This is a genomic window from Enterobacter cloacae complex sp. HYC003_NIDB, assembly GCF_056673375.1.
Genome location: NZ_CP114220.1, coordinates 1,351,999 through 1,368,731, shown reverse-complemented (window position 1 = coordinate 1,368,731; position 16,733 = coordinate 1,351,999). Strand labels below are relative to the sequence as shown.

Below are 16,733 nucleotides of genomic sequence, written 5' to 3'. Positions count from 1 at the left end.
GTGTAGGGTTGTGGTGTTTAGAGGACGATCTCGCGCTGGCTACGCAGCGACTCCAGCGCTTTATCCGCAAGGTACAGCGCACGTTCACCATCATCGCCGCTGCAGTCAGGTACCGCTTCGCCACGCAGGACCGCAACAAAGTGTTCCCATTCCGCGGCGTAAGCGGATTTGTAGCGCTGCAGGAAGAAATGTTCCGGCAGCGCGCTGGTGCAGCCCTGTTTACCGTAGTGCTGCACCTGGTTTTCAAGGATGTTGCCCGCGCACAGCAGCCCTTCGGAGCCGTGCAACTCCAGGCGCTGGTCGTAGCCGTAAGATGAACGGCGGCTGTTAACGATGGTCGCCATCGCGCCGGAGGCGTATTTCAGAACGATAAACGCGGTATCGATATCCCCCGCCTCGCCAATCGCCGGATCCACCAGGTTGCTGCCCTGGGCATACACCGACACCGGCTCTTCGCCCATGACGAAGCGTGCCATGTCAAAATCGTGGATAGTCATATCGCGGAACATGCCGCCGGAGACGCGCACGTATTCCACAGGCGGCGGAGATGGATCGCGGGAGATAATCAGCAGCGATTCCGGCTTGCCGATGCACCCGGCCTGCACGTCGGTTTTAACGCGACGGAACTGCGGGTCAAAGCGGCGGTTAAAGCCGATAAACAGCGGCACATCGTACTCTTTGACCACTTTCAGGCAGTCGCGCACGCGGGCGAGGTCGAGGTGTACCGGCTTTTCACAAAAGATGGCTTTGCCGTGCCGGGCGGCCATTTCAATCAGGTCCGCGTGGGTATCAGTCGCGGAGGCGATCAGCACGGCGTGCACGTTAGGGTCGGTCATCGCATCAATCAAGCTCTGCTGGCGGGCCTGATACTGCGCGGCGAGACGGGTTGCAAATTCCTGATTCGGGTCAACCACGGACCAGAGCGTGGTCGCGCCGTGGCTGGCGATGTTAGCTGCATGAACCTGGCCAATTCGGCCAGCGCCCAGTAAAGCAATGTTAAACATAACGGCTCCCGGTGTTGGTGAATGCTGTGAACTAACGACCCTATAAATAAAACATTTATTTCATTTTTATAAATAGTGAAAATTATGTTTTTGAGTGTGAGTTAACACTTTTGAGATGAATGAGATAAATTTTGTTATCAATCTCACAACATGGAAGGACGTGCGGCAACTCCCCTCACCCCGGCCCTCTCCCCAAAGGGGCGAGGGAGAAAAGAGCGCACCAAACTATCCCCTCTCCCTTTGGGGAGAGGGTAGGGTAAGGGGAAAATGAAATGAAAATTTCGTTAAGGCGAAAAAACTTAATACTGCCGGGCTTTTTTCAGCTGCGCCTGCGTTTGCTCCGCGGCTTTGCGCACGGCAGACGACGCCGCCACCTGCGCGTCACCGGTACGCCACCACGACGCATAGTCATGGGTCATGGTCTTCGGCAGCACTTTAATGTCCAGCAGCGTCGGGCCAAGGTGCGCGCGTGACGCCTCAAGCGCCGCCAGCAGGCTTTGCTCATCGTTCACCCGCCACGCACGGCAGCCGTAGCTTTCCGCATTTTGCGCAAAGTCGACCTTCACCAGCGGCCCGTCAAGCCGCCCGGTTTCCGGGTTGCGCCTGCGGTTTTCCGTGCCAAAACTGCCCATTCCGTGCCCCATCTGTAGGTTGTTAATGCAGCCAAAGCCGGCGTTATCAAATAACAGAATGGTGACTTTGATCCCCTCCTGTACGGCGGTTTGCAGCTCGGAATGGAGCATCATGTACGAACCATCCCCCACCATGGCATAAACCGGTAGCTGCGGTTTCGCGAGCTTCGCGCCAATAGCTGCCGCGATCTCATAGCCCATGCACGAGTAGCCGTACTCCAGATGATAACTGTCCGGCGCTTTGACCTGCCAGAGACGCTGTAAATCGCCCGGCAGCGAACCGGCCGCGCCCACCACGATGGCGTTATCCTCAATATGCTGGTTGATCAGCCCCAGCACCCGCGTCTGGGTCAGCCGGGTGTTGAGCGTCTCGCCGTATTCCGCCAGCTGCGCATCCAGGTGTCCAGCCACTTCGGGTGCGTCATCAGGACGCCACTGGCGATCCCACAGGCGGCAGCACTCGTCGCGCCAGGCGGACTTCGCCCCGGCAATCGCTTCTCCCCAGGCGCTGCGATACCCGGCGAGCGCGTGGGTCAAGCCTCTCAGCCCGGTTTGGGCATCGGCAATCAGCGCGGTGGCGTCCAGCTTCAGGGCATCAAACTCGGCCACGTTCAGCAGCAGAAACTCAACGTCCGGGTGGGAAAAGAGCGCCTTGGAGCCGGTGGTAAAGTCGGTAAGACGCGTGCCGATGCCAATCACTAAGTCAGCCTGTGGCGCAAGCTGGTTGGCGGCCATACCACCGGTTACCCCCACGCCGCCCAGGTTAAGTGGGTGGTCACTTACCAGCGCCCCCTTTCCGGCCTGGGTTTCGGCAAACGGCAGCCGCAGCGTCTCGACAAATTCGCGAAACGCTTCATGCGCGCCGGAATAGCGCACGCCGCCGCCGCAAACCACCAGCGGACGGCGCTTGCGGGCGATCAGCGCCCGCGCCTGCTCCAGGCGCTCCGGATCTGGCGGGCGGCGCTCGATGTGGTGCACGCGACGCGCGAAGAAGCTCAGCGGGTAGTCCCAGGCTTCTCCCTGCACGTCCTGCGGCAGGCAAATGGTCACCGCGCCGGTATCGGCGGGGTCAGTGAGCGTTCGCATCGCGCTTAGCATCGCGCTCATCAGCTGTTCCGGCCGGTTGATGCGGTCCCAGTAGCGGGAGACCGGACGGAAGCAGTCATTAGTGCTGATGCTAAGATCGTGATACTGCTCGATCTGCTGCAGTACGGGGTCCGGCTGGCGGCTGGCGTAGATATCTCCCGGCAGTAGTAGCAGCGGGATGCGGTTCGCCGTCGCCGTTGCCGCTGCGGTAATCATATTGGCAGCGCCTGGCCCGACGGAGGAAGTGACGGCAAAAATGCGCTGACGGCGATGCTGTTTGGCGAACCCCGTCGCCATGTGGGCAATCCCCTGCTCGTTGCACCCCTGCATGATTTTCAGATGACCGGGATCCTGCTCCAGCGCCTGGCCGATACCGAGCACGTTGCCGTGACCAAAGATGGTGGCGACGCCCTCCACGAAGGGCGTTTCAATGCCATCAATGCTGACGTACTGTTGATTAAGGAACCGGACCAGCGCCTGGGCCATGGTCATACGTTCGGTTTGCATAAAACCTCCTGTCAGCCCAGCGTCGGCATGGAGAACGCAGCGCCTGTCTCCTGCTGCATTTCCGGCCAGCGTGCGGTGACGGTTTTCATTCGGGTGTAGAAACGCACGCCGTCGTTACCATGGACGTTGAGCGCACCGAAGATGGAACGCTTCCAGCCACCGAAACTGTGAAATGCCATCGGCACCGGAATCGGCACGTTGACGCCCACCATGCCCGCCTGCACCTCCTCGCAGAAGCGGCGGGCGCAGCCGCCATCACGGGTGAAAATCGCCGTACCATTACCATATTCGTGGCGATTAATCAGGTCCACCGCGCTGCTGTAATCTGCTACGCGAACCACAGAAAGCACCGGGCCAAAAATTTCTTCTTTATAGATGGTCATCTCCGGGGTGACGGTATCGAACAGCGTCGGCCCGACGAAGTAGCCCTGCTCGTGGCCCTTCACGCTGAAGCCGCGACCGTCCACGCGAAGTTTCGCTCCCTGCGCTTCCCCGCTGTCGATGTAGCCCAGCACCTTGCTGCGGTGCGCGGAGGAGATGAGCGGCCCCATTTCGTTTTCTGGCGTCTGGTCCAGCCCTGGCCCAACGCGCAGCGCGGCAATCTGTTTTTCCAGACGGGCGCAGAGGTCATCGGCGGTTTTATCGCCCACCGCCAGTACCACTGAAAGCGCCATACAGCGTTCCCCCGCCGCGCCGTAGGCCGCGCCCATAATGGCGTTGGTTGCCATCTCCATGTCGGCATCCGGCATTAAAATGCAGTGGTTTTTCGCCCCACCCAGCGCCTGACAGCGTTTGCCGTGGGCGGACGCGGTCTGGTAAATGTATTCCGCAATCGGCGTAGAGCCAACAAAGCTCACCGCCTGCACGCGCGGATCGGTCAGTAGCACGTCAACGGACTCTTTATCACCCTGCACCACGTTGAAGACGCCATCCGGCAGGCCGGCCTCTTTCAGGAGCTGCGCCAGCGCGAGCGCGAGAGAAGGATCTTTTTCCGAGGGTTTCAGCACGAAGGTATTCCCTGTCGCCAGCGCAATCGGGAACATCCACATCGGCACCATCGCCGGGAAGTTAAACGGTGTGATCCCAACGCAGACCCCGAGCGGCTGCATCAGCGAGTGGCTGTCGACGCCGGTGCCGACGTTCGCAGAGTGCTCACCCTTTTGCAAATGCGGAATACCGCAGGCAAATTCCACCACTTCCAGGCCACGGGTCAATTCGCCCACCGCGTCGGAGAAGACCTTGCCGTGCTCTTCGCTGATGATGCGGGCCAGGCGCGTCATGTTCTCCTCCAGCAGCGACTTGAAGCGGAACATCACGCGCGCGCGCTTAAGCGGAGCCTGGCGCGCCCACGCAGGAAACGCCTGCTGCGCGGCGGCAATCGCCTGCCCGGTTTCCTGCGCCGTACTCATTACCACCTGGCGGATCTGCTCGCCCGTGGCTGGGTTGAAGATCGCCTGAACGCGCTGGCCTGAACCGGTGACACATTCGCCGTGAATAAAATTCGCTACCGTCTCCATCCTTAACCTCTCGCTGTTGATACGTGACTGTTGACTGAACACTGTGTACAAACACTATATATGAAACAAACGTTCCATTTTAAGTTGAAATAAAATAAATGATGATTATTGTGATCAAGGATGGATTTTTATGTTTACAGCCAGTAACACTGGCTCAGCGTGCGCTATTAAGAAATTTCGGGCGAGGAAATGACTGAAGTTTCTGTTTCATTTTTGCTGCCAGATGGATGGCCGACATTTAAAAGACGCGGTTTTGCGTTTAGAATCATGAGACTGTATTTGGGGGATAAGATGACGACAGCAACCAGCCTGAACGAACTGCAGCAGCAAATCCGCGAGCGATACGATAACCTGAGTAAGAGGTTGCAGCAGGTCTCCCGCTATGTACTGGATAACACCAACAGCGTGGCCTTTGATACGGTTGCCGTTATTGCCGAGCGCGCCGACGTGCCGCCCTCGACGCTGATCCGCTTCGCCAACGCCTTTGACTTCACCGGCTTTAACGAAATGAAACAGCTGTTTCGCATGAACCTGGTGGAAGAGACCGCCAGCTACAGCGACCGCGCGCGGCTGTTCCGTGAAATGGAGAGCGAGGCCGTGCCGGAGACGCCGCTCGATATTCTGCACGAGTTCGCCCGCTCGAACGCGCAGGCGCTCCAGCAGCTGGCCGCCCGCGCGGAACCGGAAATGCTGGAGCGCGCAGTGCAGCTGCTGGCTGACGCCGACACCATCTACATCGCCGGACTGCGCCGCTCCTTTAGCGTCGCGGCTTACCTGACCTATGCCCTGAGTCATCTGGAGTGCCGCCCTATTCTGCTCGACGGCATGGGCGGAATGCTGCGCGAACAGATCAGCCGCATTAAAGCGCGCGACATTGTGGTGTCGATCAGCTTCTCGCCGTACGCCGAAGAGACAGTGATGGTCAGTGAAACTGCCGCCAGCGTCGGCGCGCGGCAGATCGTGATTACGGACAGCCAGATAAGCCCCCTGGCGACGTTTAGCGATCTTTGCTTTGTGGTGAAAGAGGCGCAGGTGGATGCGTTTCGGTCTCAGTCGGCAACGCTATGCCTGGTGCAGTCGCTGGTAGTGGCCCTGGCGTATAGGTTGGGTGAAGGGAAGTGAGGAAATAAAAACCCCCTGCACAGGCAGAGGGTTTGGGTGTTAATTCAGAGGGAGATTATTCCCACTCAATCGTAGCCGGTGGCTTACCGCTGATGTCATACACGACGCGGGAAATACCGTTAACTTCGTTGATGATGCGGTTAGACACGCGGCCTAAGAAGTCATACGGCAGGTGCGCCCAGTGCGCGGTCATGAAGTCGATGGTTTCCACCGCACGCAGGGAAACAACCCAGTCGTACTTGCGGCCATCGCCCATGACGCCAACGGAGCGAACCGGCAGGAACACGGTGAACGCCTGGCTCACTTTGTTGTACAGGTCAGCTTTGTGCAGCTCTTCGATGAAGATAGCGTCCGCGCGACGCAGCAGGTCGCAGTACTCTTTCTTCACTTCGCCCAGCACGCGCACGCCCAGACCCGGGCCCGGGAACGGATGACGGTAGAGCATGTCGTACGGCAGACCCAGCTCCAGGCCGATCTTACGCACTTCGTCTTTGAACAGCTCACGCAGCGGTTCAACCAGGCCCATCTTCATCTCTTTCGGCAGGCCGCCCACGTTGTGGTGAGATTTGATGACGTGCGCTTTACCGGTGGCGGAGGCCGCAGACTCGATCACGTCAGGGTAGATGGTGCCCTGCGCCAGCCATTTCACATCTTCCAGCTTCAGCGCTTCTTCGTCGAACACTTCCACGAACACGCGACCGATGATTTTACGTTTCGCTTCCGGATCGTTCTCGCCTTTCAGCGCGTCCAGGAAGCGCTGCTCGCCTTCCACGTGAACGATGTTCAGACCGAAGTGGTCGCCAAACATGTCCATAACCTGCTGGGCTTCGTTCAGACGCAGCAGACCGTTGTCCACGAAGACGCAGGTCAGGTTTTTACCGATGGCGCGGTGCAGCAGCATCGCGGTCACGGAGGAGTCCACGCCGCCGGAGAGGCCGAGGATCACTTTGTCATCGCCAACCTGCTGGCGGATACGCTCCACGGCGTCGTCGATGATTTTTGCCGGGGTCCACAGGGCTTCGCACTGGCAGATGTCACGCACGAAGCGCTCCAGCATGCGCATACCCTGACGGGTGTGGGTCACTTCCGGGTGGAACTGCACGCCGTAGAAACGTTTTTCTTCGTTCGCCATGATGGCGAACGGGCAGCTTTCAGTGCTGGCAACGGTCACGAAGTCAGACGGGATAGCGGTGACTTTGTCGCCGTGGCTCATCCACACGTCCAGCAGCGGTTTGCCGTCTGCGGTCAGGGAGTCTTCGATACCGCGCACCAGCGCGCTGTCGGTGACGACTTCAACCTGTGCGTAGCCGAACTCACGCTCGTTAGAGCCTTCTACGTGGCCGCCCAGCTGCATCGCCATGGTCTGCATGCCGTAGCAAACGCCGAACACCGGTACGCCCGCTTCGAACACGTACTGCGGCGCACGCGGGCTGTTCTCTTCGGTGGTGCTTTCCGGGCCGCCGGACAGGATGATGCCGCTTGGATTGAACTCGCGAATCTGTGCTTCCGTGACATCCCACGCCCACAGCTCACAGTAAACGCCCAGTTCACGCACGCGGCGCGCCACCAGCTGAGTGTACTGAGAACCAAAGTCCAGGATGAGAATGCGATGTTTATGAATGTTTTCCGTCATTGACGCTAATTCCGAGGCAAGTGAAACAAAACAAAGCGCCCGGCATTGAGCCGGGCGCGGAAATTTATCAGGAGCCCAGACGGTAGTTCGGGGACTCTTTGGTGATCGTCACGTCGTGAACGTGGCTCTCCTGGATACCCGCACCGCTGATGCGTACGAATTCCGCTTTGGTACGCAGCAGGTCAATGGTACCACAGCCGGTCAGACCCATACAGGAGCGCAGGCCGCCCATCTGCTGGTGAATGATCTCTTTCAGGCGGCCTTTATACGCCACACGGCCTTCAATACCTTCCGGCACCAGTTTGTCTGCGGCGTTATCGGTCTGGAAGTAACGGTCGGAGGAACCTTTGGACATCGCGCCCAGGGAGCCCATACCGCGGTAGGATTTATAAGAACGCCCCTGGTAGAGTTCGATTTCACCCGGGGATTCTTCGGTACCGGCCAGCATGGAGCCCACCATCACGGCTGCGGCACCTGCGGCGATCGCTTTGGCGATGTCGCCAGAGAAACGGATACCGCCGTCCGCGATGACCGGAATACCGGTACCTTCCAGCGCTTCGACCGCGTCAGAAACCGCCGTGATCTGCGGCACGCCTACGCCGGTGACGATACGGGTGGTACAGATAGAGCCAGGACCGATACCCACTTTCACCGCGCTGCAACCCGCTTCCGCCAGCGCGCGAGCGCCTGCGCCGGTTGCCACGTTACCGCCGATGATCTGGAGATCCGGGTATTTAGCACGGGTTTCACGAATACGTTGCAGAACGCCTTCGGAGTGGCCGTGGGAGGAGTCAATCAGCAGCACGTCAACGCCCGCAGCAACCAGCGCGTCAACGCGCTCTTCGTTACCCGCACCTGCGCCAACCGCAGCGCCGACGCGCAGACGGCCATGCTCGTCTTTACAGGCGTTCGGTTTACGTTCTGCTTTCTGGAAATCTTTAACGGTGATCATGCCGCGCAGGTGGAAGTTCGCGTCCACTACCAGCGCTTTCTCAACGCGTTTTTCGTGCATTTTCGCCAGCACCACGTCGCGGGTTTCGCCTTCACGCACGGTCACCAGACGCTCTTTTGGCGTCATGTAGACGCTGACAGGCTGGTTCAGGTCAGTCACGAAACGCACGTCACGACCGGTAATGATACCCACCAGTTCGTTGTCTTCAGTGACTACCGGATAGCCTGCAAAGCCGTTACGCTCGGTCAGGGCTTTCACTTCGTGCAGCGTGGTGGTTGGCAGAACGGTCTGAGGATCGGACACGATACCGGATTCATGCTTCTTCACGCGGCGAACTTCTTCCGCCTGACGCTCGATAGACATGTTTTTGTGGATAAAGCCAATGCCGCCTTCCTGTGCCAGGGCGATAGCCAGACGCGCTTCAGTCACGGTGTCCATTGCTGCGGAGAGCATAGGAATGTTCAGACGAATGGTTTTCGTCAACTGCGTGCTGAGGTCGGCAGTATTCGGCAGAACGGTGGAGTGAGCGGGAACGAGGAGGACGTCGTCAAACGTCAGTGCTTCTTTAGCGATACGTAGCATGGGCAATATCTCTGACCTGGGTGGTTAAATATTGCCGTGGCATTATACAGAGCGTAACCGATTGCATCCACACTTTTTTGAAAAAAATGCTTGCGCTCACCTCTCAGCAGGTTACTATCGACTGAATAACTTGCTGATTTAGAATTTGATCCCGCTCACATGTTATCCTCTCAATCCCCCTCAATTTATACTGTCAGCCGCCTTAATCAGACGGTACGTTTGCTGCTTGAGCAGGAAATGGGACAGGTCTGGATCAGCGGTGAAATCTCTAACTTCACGCAGCCTGCTTCCGGTCACTGGTACTTTACGCTGAAAGACGACACCGCTCAGGTGCGCTGCGCGATGTTCCGCAACAGCAACCGTCGCGTGACGTTCCGTCCTCAGCATGGCCAGCAGGTTCTGGTTCGCGCCAACATTACCCTGTATGAGCCGCGCGGCGATTATCAGATTATCGTCGAGAGCATGCAGCCCGCCGGTGAAGGCTTGCTGCAACAGAAGTACGAGCAGCTCAAAGCCATGCTTTCGGCTGAGGGATTGTTCGACCAGCAGTTTAAAAAGCCCCTGCCCTCACCCGCTCACTGCGTTGGGGTCATTACCTCGAAAACCGGTGCGGCCCTGCACGATATTTTGCACGTTCTGAAGCGCCGTGACCCTTCCCTGCCCGTCATTATTTACCCAACTGCCGTTCAGGGTGACGATGCGCCGGGGCAGATCGTGCGCGCGATTGAACTGGCAAATGCCCGTCAGGAGTGTGATGTATTAATCGTTGGGCGCGGCGGCGGCTCGCTGGAAGACCTTTGGAGCTTTAACGACGAGCGCGTGGCGCGGGCAATCTTTGCCAGCCTTATCCCGGTGGTAAGCGCCGTCGGTCACGAAACGGATGTGACGATAGCCGATTTTGTCGCGGATTTACGCGCGCCCACGCCGTCCGCGGCGGCAGAGGTAGTCAGCCGTAACCAGCTGGAGCTGCTGCGTCAGATCCAGAACGGGCAGCAGCGCCTGGAGATGGCGATGGATTACTTCCTCGCCAACCGTACCCGCCGCTTTACCCAGCTTCACCATCGTCTGCAACAGCAGCATCCGCAATTGCGTCTGGCGCGTCAGCAAACCGTGCTGGAACGTCTGCGTCAGCGGATGAACTTCGCGCTGGATAACCAGCTTAAGCGGGCGGTATCTCGCCAGCAGCGCGTCACGCAGCGTCTGAACCAGCAAAACCCGCAGCCGAAGATTTATCGCGCACAAACGCGTATCCAGCAGCTTGAGTTCCGCCTCGCGGAAAATATCCGCTCACGCCTGAGCACCACGCGCGAGCGTTTCGGCAATGCGGTCACCCATCTGGAAGCCGTCAGCCCGCTCTCCACGCTGGCTCGCGGCTATAGTGTGACCACCGCGACGGACGGCAAAGTGCTGAAACAAACGAAACAGGTTAAAGCCGGGGATGTGCTCACCACCCGGCTTTCTGACGGCTGGGTCGAGAGTGAGGTGAAAGAGATCAAACCGGTGAAAAAAACGCGACAGCGTAAAAGCGGATAAATCTTCGCCGGTTACAAACTATACTGCTGCTATTGCCTTTTTTAATAAGGAGAGCAGCATGCCCCATCTTCATAGCGTCATCCCTCCGTATATTCTTCGCCGTATTATCGAAAGCGGTTCTGAGCCGCAGCAGCGCTGCGCCCGTCAGACATTAACCCACGTCCAGACGCTGATGGCCCATATGCCGGGCAAACCCGCCGCCCCGCATGTGAATAAAGCCGGTCAGCTTGAGCGTGACATCTACGATGCGAAACAGACCCAGGAGCTGCCGGGTACCCAGGTGCGCTATGAAGGCCAGCCCTCCAACGGCGATGTGGCGGTGGATGAAGCGTACGATTATCTGGGTATCACCCATGATTTCTTCTGGAAAGAATATCAGCGCGATTCACTCGATAACAAAGGACTGATCCTCACCGGCACCGTGCATTATGGTCGGGAATATCAGAACGCCTTCTGGAACGGCCAGCAGATGGTCTTTGGCGACGGTGACGGAGAAATCTTCAACCGCTTCACCATTGCCATCGACGTGGTGGCGCATGAGCTGAGCCACGGCGTGACCGAGACCGAAGCCGGGCTGATTTATTTTGAACAGTCGGGCGCGCTAAACGAGTCGCTGTCAGACGTGTTTGGCTCGCTGGTGAAGCAATATCATCTGAAGCAAACCGCCGATAAAGCAGACTGGCTGATTGGTGAAGGGCTGCTGGCAGCGGGGATTAACGGCAAAGGGCTACGTTCCATGTCTGAACCCGGTACCGCCTACGACGATCCGCTGCTCGGCAAAGACCCGCAGCCCGCGCACATGAAAGACTTCATCAAAACGCGCGAGGATAACGGCGGCGTGCATCTTAACTCCGGCATCCCCAACCGCGCGTTTTACCTGGCCGCAACGGCGATCGGTGGCTACGCCTGGGAAAAAGCGGGTTATGCCTGGTACGACACGGTTTGCGATCGCAACCTGGCGCAGGATGCGGATTTTGACGCCTTTGCAAAACTGACGATCGCGCACGGCGAGAAACGATCCGGTAGCGACGTTGGGGCGGCCATTAAACAAGCCTGGGAACAGGTAGGAGTGCTGTAAATGCAGGTTCCGGAACTGACGGATGACGCCGTGGTTGAGCTGGCCCGGGAAGGCGGCGTCGCCTTTATCCCTAAGCTGAGCGGCCAGCGCACCATTGCGCTCTCCTCGCTTAATGAGGCCCAGCGCCAGCGCCTGGTGAGCATTCTTGAGCAGGCTTTCCCGCGCGGCCAGCCGCCCGGGAAAGCCTCTTCCCCCGGCAGCGGTGACCAGCGCTATTTCCGCATCCAGATTATCTGGACCGGCCAAAATCAGGCGCACTACGCCGATATCATCGTGCTGGTACCCGAGCAGGAAGCACCCGAGTCGCTGGTGGAACTGTGGCAGAAAGGTGAAGGCTGCGTGTGCGATTAACCTTCAGCCCGAACAAACTCCACGCGTTTTTTAGAGATAAGACCGTGGCCGTTCTGGCAAAAATAGTCCACCGCACCGCAGGCTTTTAGTACCTGGAGTGGCTGATGACACTCCGGGCAGCGGGCTTCGAGCGCGATATCTTTATTACAATTTTCGCAGTGCGCTACCCCGTTCAGGGGCTCCAGCGGTGTCTGGCAATCCGGGCAGGTAATCGTCATGGTGACTCCTTCAAAGCGTTCAGGTCTGCGATAATTTTACCACGTCGCGTTCAGTGCGGGCCACGCAACTGTTGCTGTAAGGTCAGCAGCAGCGTCACCTCCTCGAGCCTGCGGCGCGTCGTGCGGCTCACCTGGTGCGGATCCCGTTCAAAGAGACTTTTTGCTCCCAGAATATGCTCCGCAAGGCAATGCTCGTAGATCGTACCGGGAATATGCCAGCGCTGAATTTCTTTACCCTTAATCAGCTCCAGCACATCTTCTGCGCCGCGTCGGTCGTGGCTGACGATGCGCCCGTCGCGCAAATGGAAGCGTAATCCCTTTTGCCCGCCCGCAGGCCCCGCGTATTTGTTAAGCCAGATGTCCACCGGCACGCCGCTGATGCTTCCCTGCAAATGCGCCTCGCCTTCCGCCGTGGTCAGATCGCCCGTTGCGATTTCGCGGCCCAGGCGGTCTTTTGCTGTCACCACCTGCAACGTCATATCGTCACTGCCGCCCAGGTAACGCACCGTTTCACGCAGCATCGCCAGCACGTGCGTACCGATATCCAGAATCACACCATCTGGATGGCGAAGCGTTCGCGCGTCTGGCTCGCCGGTGGCGAAGTTGAGCGCAATGGGCTCTCCTTCGGCGTTATACCCGCTTGGCTCCTGCAAAAAACCTTCGATTTTGACGATGTCAGAAACATGAGCGACCAGTGATTGCTTTACGCTATCGAGACGCGCCATCCAGTGATCGAGCGCCAGCACGCGGTCGGCGGCTCCCGGTTGAGCCAGCAGCGCTTTCAGTTTTTCAATTTGGGGCAGCGTGGCGACAATCGGTTTTTCTACCACAATACGCGACGCGGGTGAGGCCAGCGCCTGCTCAAGCACCTCGAGATGGTACAGGGAGGAAGTGGTGATAAACAGGGTATCCAGCGGGTGGGAAAGAAGTTCACCGAGCGACGCGCAACGTGTGACCCCTTCAGGCTGCTTCTCGGGATGAATATCAAAACCTAAACAGCGCGGAGTATCAGGAAAAAGATTTCGTATTGCCGGTAAGTAAGCCGTTTCAACCACAGCACCAAGCCCAACAAACCCTAACAGCATGTTCTTACCTCGTTAAGTCAATTGCCGGGGCATAACGCCACCCCGGCAAGGTCGAGGTTTATCAGGCGTTAGCGGCCGGTTTAGTCTGCGCATTTTCCAGCATGCGGCGCACCGGAACAATGAGGACGATCAGCACCGCAGCACAAATCAGCAGCGCAATGGAGCAACGGGCAAAGAGGTCTGGCAGCATATCCAGCTGGTCGGCCTTCACGTGACCACCAATCAGCCCCGCAGCCAGGTTACCCAGCGCACTGGCGCAGAACCACAGGCCCATCATCTGGCCGCGCATTCTCTCCGGCGCCAGCAGGGTCATGGTCGCAAGACCAATCGGACTCAGGCACAGTTCCCCGAGCGTCAGCATCAGGATACTGCCCACCAGCCAGAACGGAGAAACCCCTGCCCCACCGTTGCTCAGCACGTTCTGCGCCGCCAGCATCATCAGGCCAAAGCCCGCCGCCGCGCACAGAATGCCGATCACGAACTTGGTGATGCTGCTCGGACGAATGTTTTTGCTCGCCAGCTTCGGCCATGCCCAGCTAAATACCGGGGCCAGCAGAATGATGAACAGGGCATTGATCGACTGGAACCACACCGCCGGGATCTCAAAATCACCGATCATGCGGTTAGTGTAGTCGTTGGCGAACAGGTTGAAGGAGGTTGGCTTCTGCTCGAACGCGGACCAGAAGAACGCGGCGGAGACCAGCAGAATAAAGCACACCAGCAGCCTTGCGCGCTCTTTGCGATTCAGCCCGGCGAAGATGAACAGATAGATGAAGTAGAGCGCGACGGAGGCGGCAATCACATACACCAGCACGCTGGCGACCGCGACCGGATTAATCACAATCACGCCCTGGGCAATCAACGTTACGATGATTGCAACACCCACAGCCAGCGCCAGCAGCCAGGCACCCACGCCGTTACGTTTCACTACCGGACTGTTCCAGGTGGAGTCCAGACCGACTTCACTGTCGTAGCACTTCATGGCCGGAACGGCAAACACGCGGAAGATAATCAGGGCGACCAGCATCCCGATACCACCGATACCAAAGCCCCAGTGCCAGCCGTGGGTTTTAATCAGCCAGCCGGAAATCAGAGGGGCAATGAACGAGCCCATGTTGATGCCCATATAGAACAGCGAGAAACCGCCGTCACGACGCGCATCGCCTTTTTTATACAGGGTGCCGACCATGACCGAGATACAGGTCTTGAACAGGCCGGAGCCGAGCACGATAAACATCAGGCCGATGAAGAACAGGTTGTCGCCCATGATGGCCGACAGGGCGATCGACAGGTGCCCGAGCGCAATCAAAATCGAACCGTACCAGACGGCCCGCTGCTGGCCGAGCCAGTTATCCGCCAGCCAGCCGCCCGGCAGCGCAGCGAGGTACATGGTGCCGGCAAAGATGCCGACAATCGCCGAGGCGTTTTCACGCGCCAGGCCCATTCCGCCGTCATAGACGGTGGCGGCCATAAACAGAATCAGTAGCGGGCGAATACCGTAAAACGAAAAACGCTCCCACATCTCGGTGAAGAACAGCGAACCGAGCGGATAAGGATGGCCGAAGAAGGTTCGGCTCTCTTTTTGATTAACAGAGGATTGCATAATTCTCCCGAAAAGGTATGTGTCGTGCTTGTAAACACCAGCATGTACGCCGAACGGTTACGTATCCGATCGATTTTTTACATGCGGCGAAATGTTGGTTAACCATTTGATAACCAGGCGCTAGTTTTGTCTAGTACCGAACCCTGGACTTTAAGACGAAAATTCGATGATTGTCTACTTTCTTAGATATAAACATGGTTAAAAGCGAATAGTGATTGACATCACACAGGGAAGGCAGGCCTTTTGAATGGGCGAAAAAAACCCGCGACAGGCGCGGGTTTTAGTGAGTTCGGTAAGAATTATTTGCTTTTCTTAATGTGCTTAATCAAACGCTTACGCTTACGCATCTGGTTCGGCGTCAGGGTGTTGCGTTTATTCGCAAACGGGTTCTCCCCTTCCTTGAACTGAATACGGATAGGCGTACCCATCACGTCCAGCGACTTGCGGAAGTAGTTCATCAGGTAGCGTTTGTAGGAGTCCGGCAGATCCTTCACCTGGTTACCGTGGATCACCACGATAGGCGGGTTATACCCCCCGGCGTGAGCATATTTCAGCTTCACGCGACGACCGCGCACCAGCGGCGGTTGGTGGTCTTCAGCAGCCATGTTCATGATACGGGTCAGCATCGCCGTGCTCTGACGGCGGGTAGAGCTGTCATAGGCTTCACGAACGGATTCGAACAGGTTGCCAACACCACTCCCGTGCAGGGCAGAAATGAAGTGAACGCGGGCAAAGTCGATAAAGCCCAGACGGAAGTCCAGCGTCTCTTTCACCTGCTCGCGCACTTCATTGCTCAGGCCGTCCCACTTGTTGACGACGATAACCAGTGAGCGCCCACTATTGAGGATAAAGCCAAGCAGAGAGAGATCCTGATCGGAGATACCTTCACGTGCGTCGATGACCAGCAGCACCACGTTGGCGTCTTCAATCGCCTGAAGGGTTTTGATCACCGAGAATTTTTCTACCACATCGGTGATTTTCCCGCGCTTACGCACCCCTGCGGTGTCGATAAGTACGTACTCACGTTCATCGCGCTGCATTGGAATGTAAATGCTGTCACGCGTTGTGCCTGGCATGTCGTAAACCACCACGCGCTCTTCACCGAGAATACGGTTAGTAAGCGTAGACTTACCTACGTTTGGGCGACCCACGATAGCCAGCTTGATAGGCAGATCCTGCGGGTTGAAGTCGTCTTCCGGCTCTTCCTCGCCTTCCTCTCCGGCTTCAAACTGCGCCCAGTATTCAGCGTCCTCGTCCACCTCTTCCGGCGGGTTCACTTCATCCACCCACGGCAGCAGAACGGTTTCCAGCAGGCTGGTGACGCCACGACCATGCGAGGCCGCGATAGGATAAATATCGCCCAGGCCTAAAGACCAGAAATCCGCAACAGCCTGATCGGCATCGATGCCGTCAGTTTTGTTCGCCACCAGGAAGGTTGGCTTTTCGCGTGAACGCAGATGTTTAGCAATAGCAGAATCCGCGGGCATCAGGCCAGCGCGAGCATCCACCATAAACAGAACCACATCCGCTTCTTCGATAGCCAGCAGAGATTGCTCTGCCATGCGGGTTTCTACGCCGTCTTCCGTACCGTCAATACCCCCGGTATCGATACAGATGAACTCGCGTCCTTCCACCTCTGCACGACCGTACTTACGGTCACGCGTCAGCCCCGGGAAATCCGCAACCAGCGCATCACGGGTGCGTGTTAAACGGTTAAAAAGAGTGGATTTTCCAACGTTAGGGCGCCCGACAAGCGCGACCACAGGTACCATGTTTGAAGCCTCATAAAATTCAAAATAACGTCGCTTTCGCAGCGTTTTTAAAAATGTC

13 protein-coding genes are annotated in these 16,733 nt (G+C 57.8%); 4 read left to right on the top strand and 9 right to left on the bottom strand.

Annotated features, from left to right (window positions below):
- Positions 1-17 precede the first annotated feature (17 nt).
- The 3 genes from iolG to O1722_RS06500 form a co-directional block, all read right to left on the bottom strand.
- On the bottom strand, positions 18-1,004 hold the full coding sequence (gene iolG, locus O1722_RS06510; RefSeq protein ID WP_033487444.1) for an inositol 2-dehydrogenase: 987 nt from the start codon (positions 1,002-1,004) through the stop codon (positions 18-20).
- 299 nt (positions 1,005-1,303) lie between these two features.
- Positions 1,304-3,229: a 3D-(3,5/4)-trihydroxycyclohexane-1,2-dione acylhydrolase (decyclizing) gene (iolD, locus tag O1722_RS06505; protein ID WP_033487445.1), complete on the bottom strand. Its 1,926-nt coding sequence runs from the start codon at positions 3,227-3,229 to the stop codon at positions 1,304-1,306.
- Positions 3,230-3,240: 11 nt separating this feature from the next.
- Positions 3,241-4,746 (bottom strand): CoA-acylating methylmalonate-semialdehyde dehydrogenase, encoded by a 1,506-nt coding sequence (locus O1722_RS06500; RefSeq protein WP_058686518.1) that lies wholly within the window; start codon positions 4,744-4,746, stop codon positions 3,241-3,243.
- A gap of 291 nt (positions 4,747-5,037) precedes the next feature.
- Between O1722_RS06500 and O1722_RS06495 the strand changes: the two genes are divergently transcribed.
- The gene (locus tag O1722_RS06495) at positions 5,038-5,868 is read left to right on the top strand and encodes a MurR/RpiR family transcriptional regulator (protein WP_032654464.1); all 831 of its coding nucleotides are present in this window, start codon (positions 5,038-5,040) and stop codon (positions 5,866-5,868) included.
- Between the two features lie 55 nt (positions 5,869-5,923).
- Here the strand turns inward: O1722_RS06495 and guaA are convergent, their stop codons facing one another.
- Both guaA and guaB read right to left on the bottom strand, forming a co-directional pair.
- Positions 5,924-7,501: a glutamine-hydrolyzing GMP synthase gene (gene guaA / locus O1722_RS06490; protein ID WP_006811514.1), complete on the bottom strand. Its 1,578-nt coding sequence runs from the start codon at positions 7,499-7,501 to the stop codon at positions 5,924-5,926.
- Between the two features lie 67 nt (positions 7,502-7,568).
- Entirely contained in the window at positions 7,569-9,035 is a 1,467-nt protein-coding gene (gene guaB, locus O1722_RS06485; protein WP_003860601.1) for an IMP dehydrogenase, read from the bottom strand.
- A 159-nt stretch (positions 9,036-9,194) separates the two neighbouring features.
- Between guaB and xseA the strand changes: the two genes are divergently transcribed.
- Genes xseA through O1722_RS06470 form a run of 3 tightly spaced genes read left to right on the top strand, consistent with a single transcriptional unit; the run spans position 9,195 to position 11,997 of the window.
- On the top strand, positions 9,195-10,568 hold the full coding sequence (gene xseA / locus O1722_RS06480; RefSeq protein ID WP_032654466.1) for an exodeoxyribonuclease VII large subunit: 1,374 nt from the start codon (positions 9,195-9,197) through the stop codon (positions 10,566-10,568).
- 58 nt (positions 10,569-10,626) lie between these two features.
- Positions 10,627-11,646 (top strand): M4 family metallopeptidase, encoded by a 1,020-nt coding sequence (locus tag O1722_RS06475; RefSeq protein ID WP_033487446.1) that lies wholly within the window; start codon positions 10,627-10,629, stop codon positions 11,644-11,646.
- Positions 11,647-11,997 carry a protealysin inhibitor emfourin gene (locus O1722_RS06470; RefSeq protein ID WP_033487447.1) on the top strand — a complete coding sequence of 117 codons (351 nt, stop codon included), beginning with the start codon at positions 11,647-11,649 and terminating at the stop codon, positions 11,995-11,997.
- Here O1722_RS06470 and O1722_RS06465 read toward each other — a convergent pair.
- The 4 genes from O1722_RS06465 to der all read right to left on the bottom strand — a co-directional run bounded on the left by O1722_RS06465 (position 11,994) and on the right by der (position 16,675).
- A complete protein-coding gene (locus O1722_RS06465) occupies positions 11,994-12,215 on the bottom strand; it encodes a zinc ribbon domain-containing protein (protein ID WP_017692930.1) in 222 nt (73 codons plus the stop codon). The two genes, O1722_RS06470 and O1722_RS06465, sit on opposite strands and share 4 nt — an antisense overlap.
- Before the next feature lie 50 nt (positions 12,216-12,265).
- A complete protein-coding gene (locus O1722_RS06460; protein ID WP_033487449.1) occupies positions 12,266-13,300 on the bottom strand; it encodes a Gfo/Idh/MocA family oxidoreductase in 1,035 nt (344 codons plus the stop codon).
- A 61-nt stretch (positions 13,301-13,361) separates the two neighbouring features.
- Positions 13,362-14,903: a peptide MFS transporter gene (locus tag O1722_RS06455; RefSeq protein ID WP_033487450.1), complete on the bottom strand. Its 1,542-nt coding sequence runs from the start codon at positions 14,901-14,903 to the stop codon at positions 13,362-13,364.
- Between the two features lie 299 nt (positions 14,904-15,202).
- The gene (der, locus tag O1722_RS06450; protein WP_022648998.1) at positions 15,203-16,675 is read right to left on the bottom strand and encodes a ribosome biogenesis GTPase Der; all 1,473 of its coding nucleotides are present in this window, start codon (positions 16,673-16,675) and stop codon (positions 15,203-15,205) included.
- Positions 16,676-16,733: the final 58 nt, after the last annotated feature.

What these genes read in the sequence shown, in the direction of transcription:
- iolD (WP_033487445.1), bottom strand. Translation starts at nt 3,229, where the DNA reads ATGCAAACCGAACGTATGACCATGGCCCAGGCGCTGGTCCGGTTCCTT.
- O1722_RS06475 (WP_033487446.1), top strand. Translation starts at nt 10,627, where the DNA reads ATGCCCCATCTTCATAGCGTCATCCCTCCGTATATTCTTCGCCGTATT.
- xseA (WP_032654466.1), top strand. Translation starts at nt 9,195, where the DNA reads ATGTTATCCTCTCAATCCCCCTCAATTTATACTGTCAGCCGCCTTAAT.
- der (WP_022648998.1), bottom strand. Translation starts at nt 16,675, where the DNA reads ATGGTACCTGTGGTCGCGCTTGTCGGGCGCCCTAACGTTGGAAAATCC.
- O1722_RS06455 (WP_033487450.1), bottom strand. Translation starts at nt 14,903, where the DNA reads ATGCAATCCTCTGTTAATCAAAAAGAGAGCCGAACCTTCTTCGGCCAT.
- O1722_RS06500 (WP_058686518.1), bottom strand. Translation starts at nt 4,746, where the DNA reads ATGGAGACGGTAGCGAATTTTATTCACGGCGAATGTGTCACCGGTTCA.
- iolG (WP_033487444.1), bottom strand. Translation starts at nt 1,004, where the DNA reads ATGTTTAACATTGCTTTACTGGGCGCTGGCCGAATTGGCCAGGTTCAT.
- O1722_RS06465 (WP_017692930.1), bottom strand. Translation starts at nt 12,215, where the DNA reads ATGACGATTACCTGCCCGGATTGCCAGACACCGCTGGAGCCCCTGAAC.
- O1722_RS06460 (WP_033487449.1), bottom strand. Translation starts at nt 13,300, where the DNA reads ATGCTGTTAGGGTTTGTTGGGCTTGGTGCTGTGGTTGAAACGGCTTAC.
- O1722_RS06470 (WP_033487447.1), top strand. Translation starts at nt 11,647, where the DNA reads ATGCAGGTTCCGGAACTGACGGATGACGCCGTGGTTGAGCTGGCCCGG.
- O1722_RS06495 (WP_032654464.1), top strand. Translation starts at nt 5,038, where the DNA reads ATGACGACAGCAACCAGCCTGAACGAACTGCAGCAGCAAATCCGCGAG.
- guaB (WP_003860601.1), bottom strand. Translation starts at nt 9,035, where the DNA reads ATGCTACGTATCGCTAAAGAAGCACTGACGTTTGACGACGTCCTCCTC.
- guaA (WP_006811514.1), bottom strand. Translation starts at nt 7,501, where the DNA reads ATGACGGAAAACATTCATAAACATCGCATTCTCATCCTGGACTTTGGT.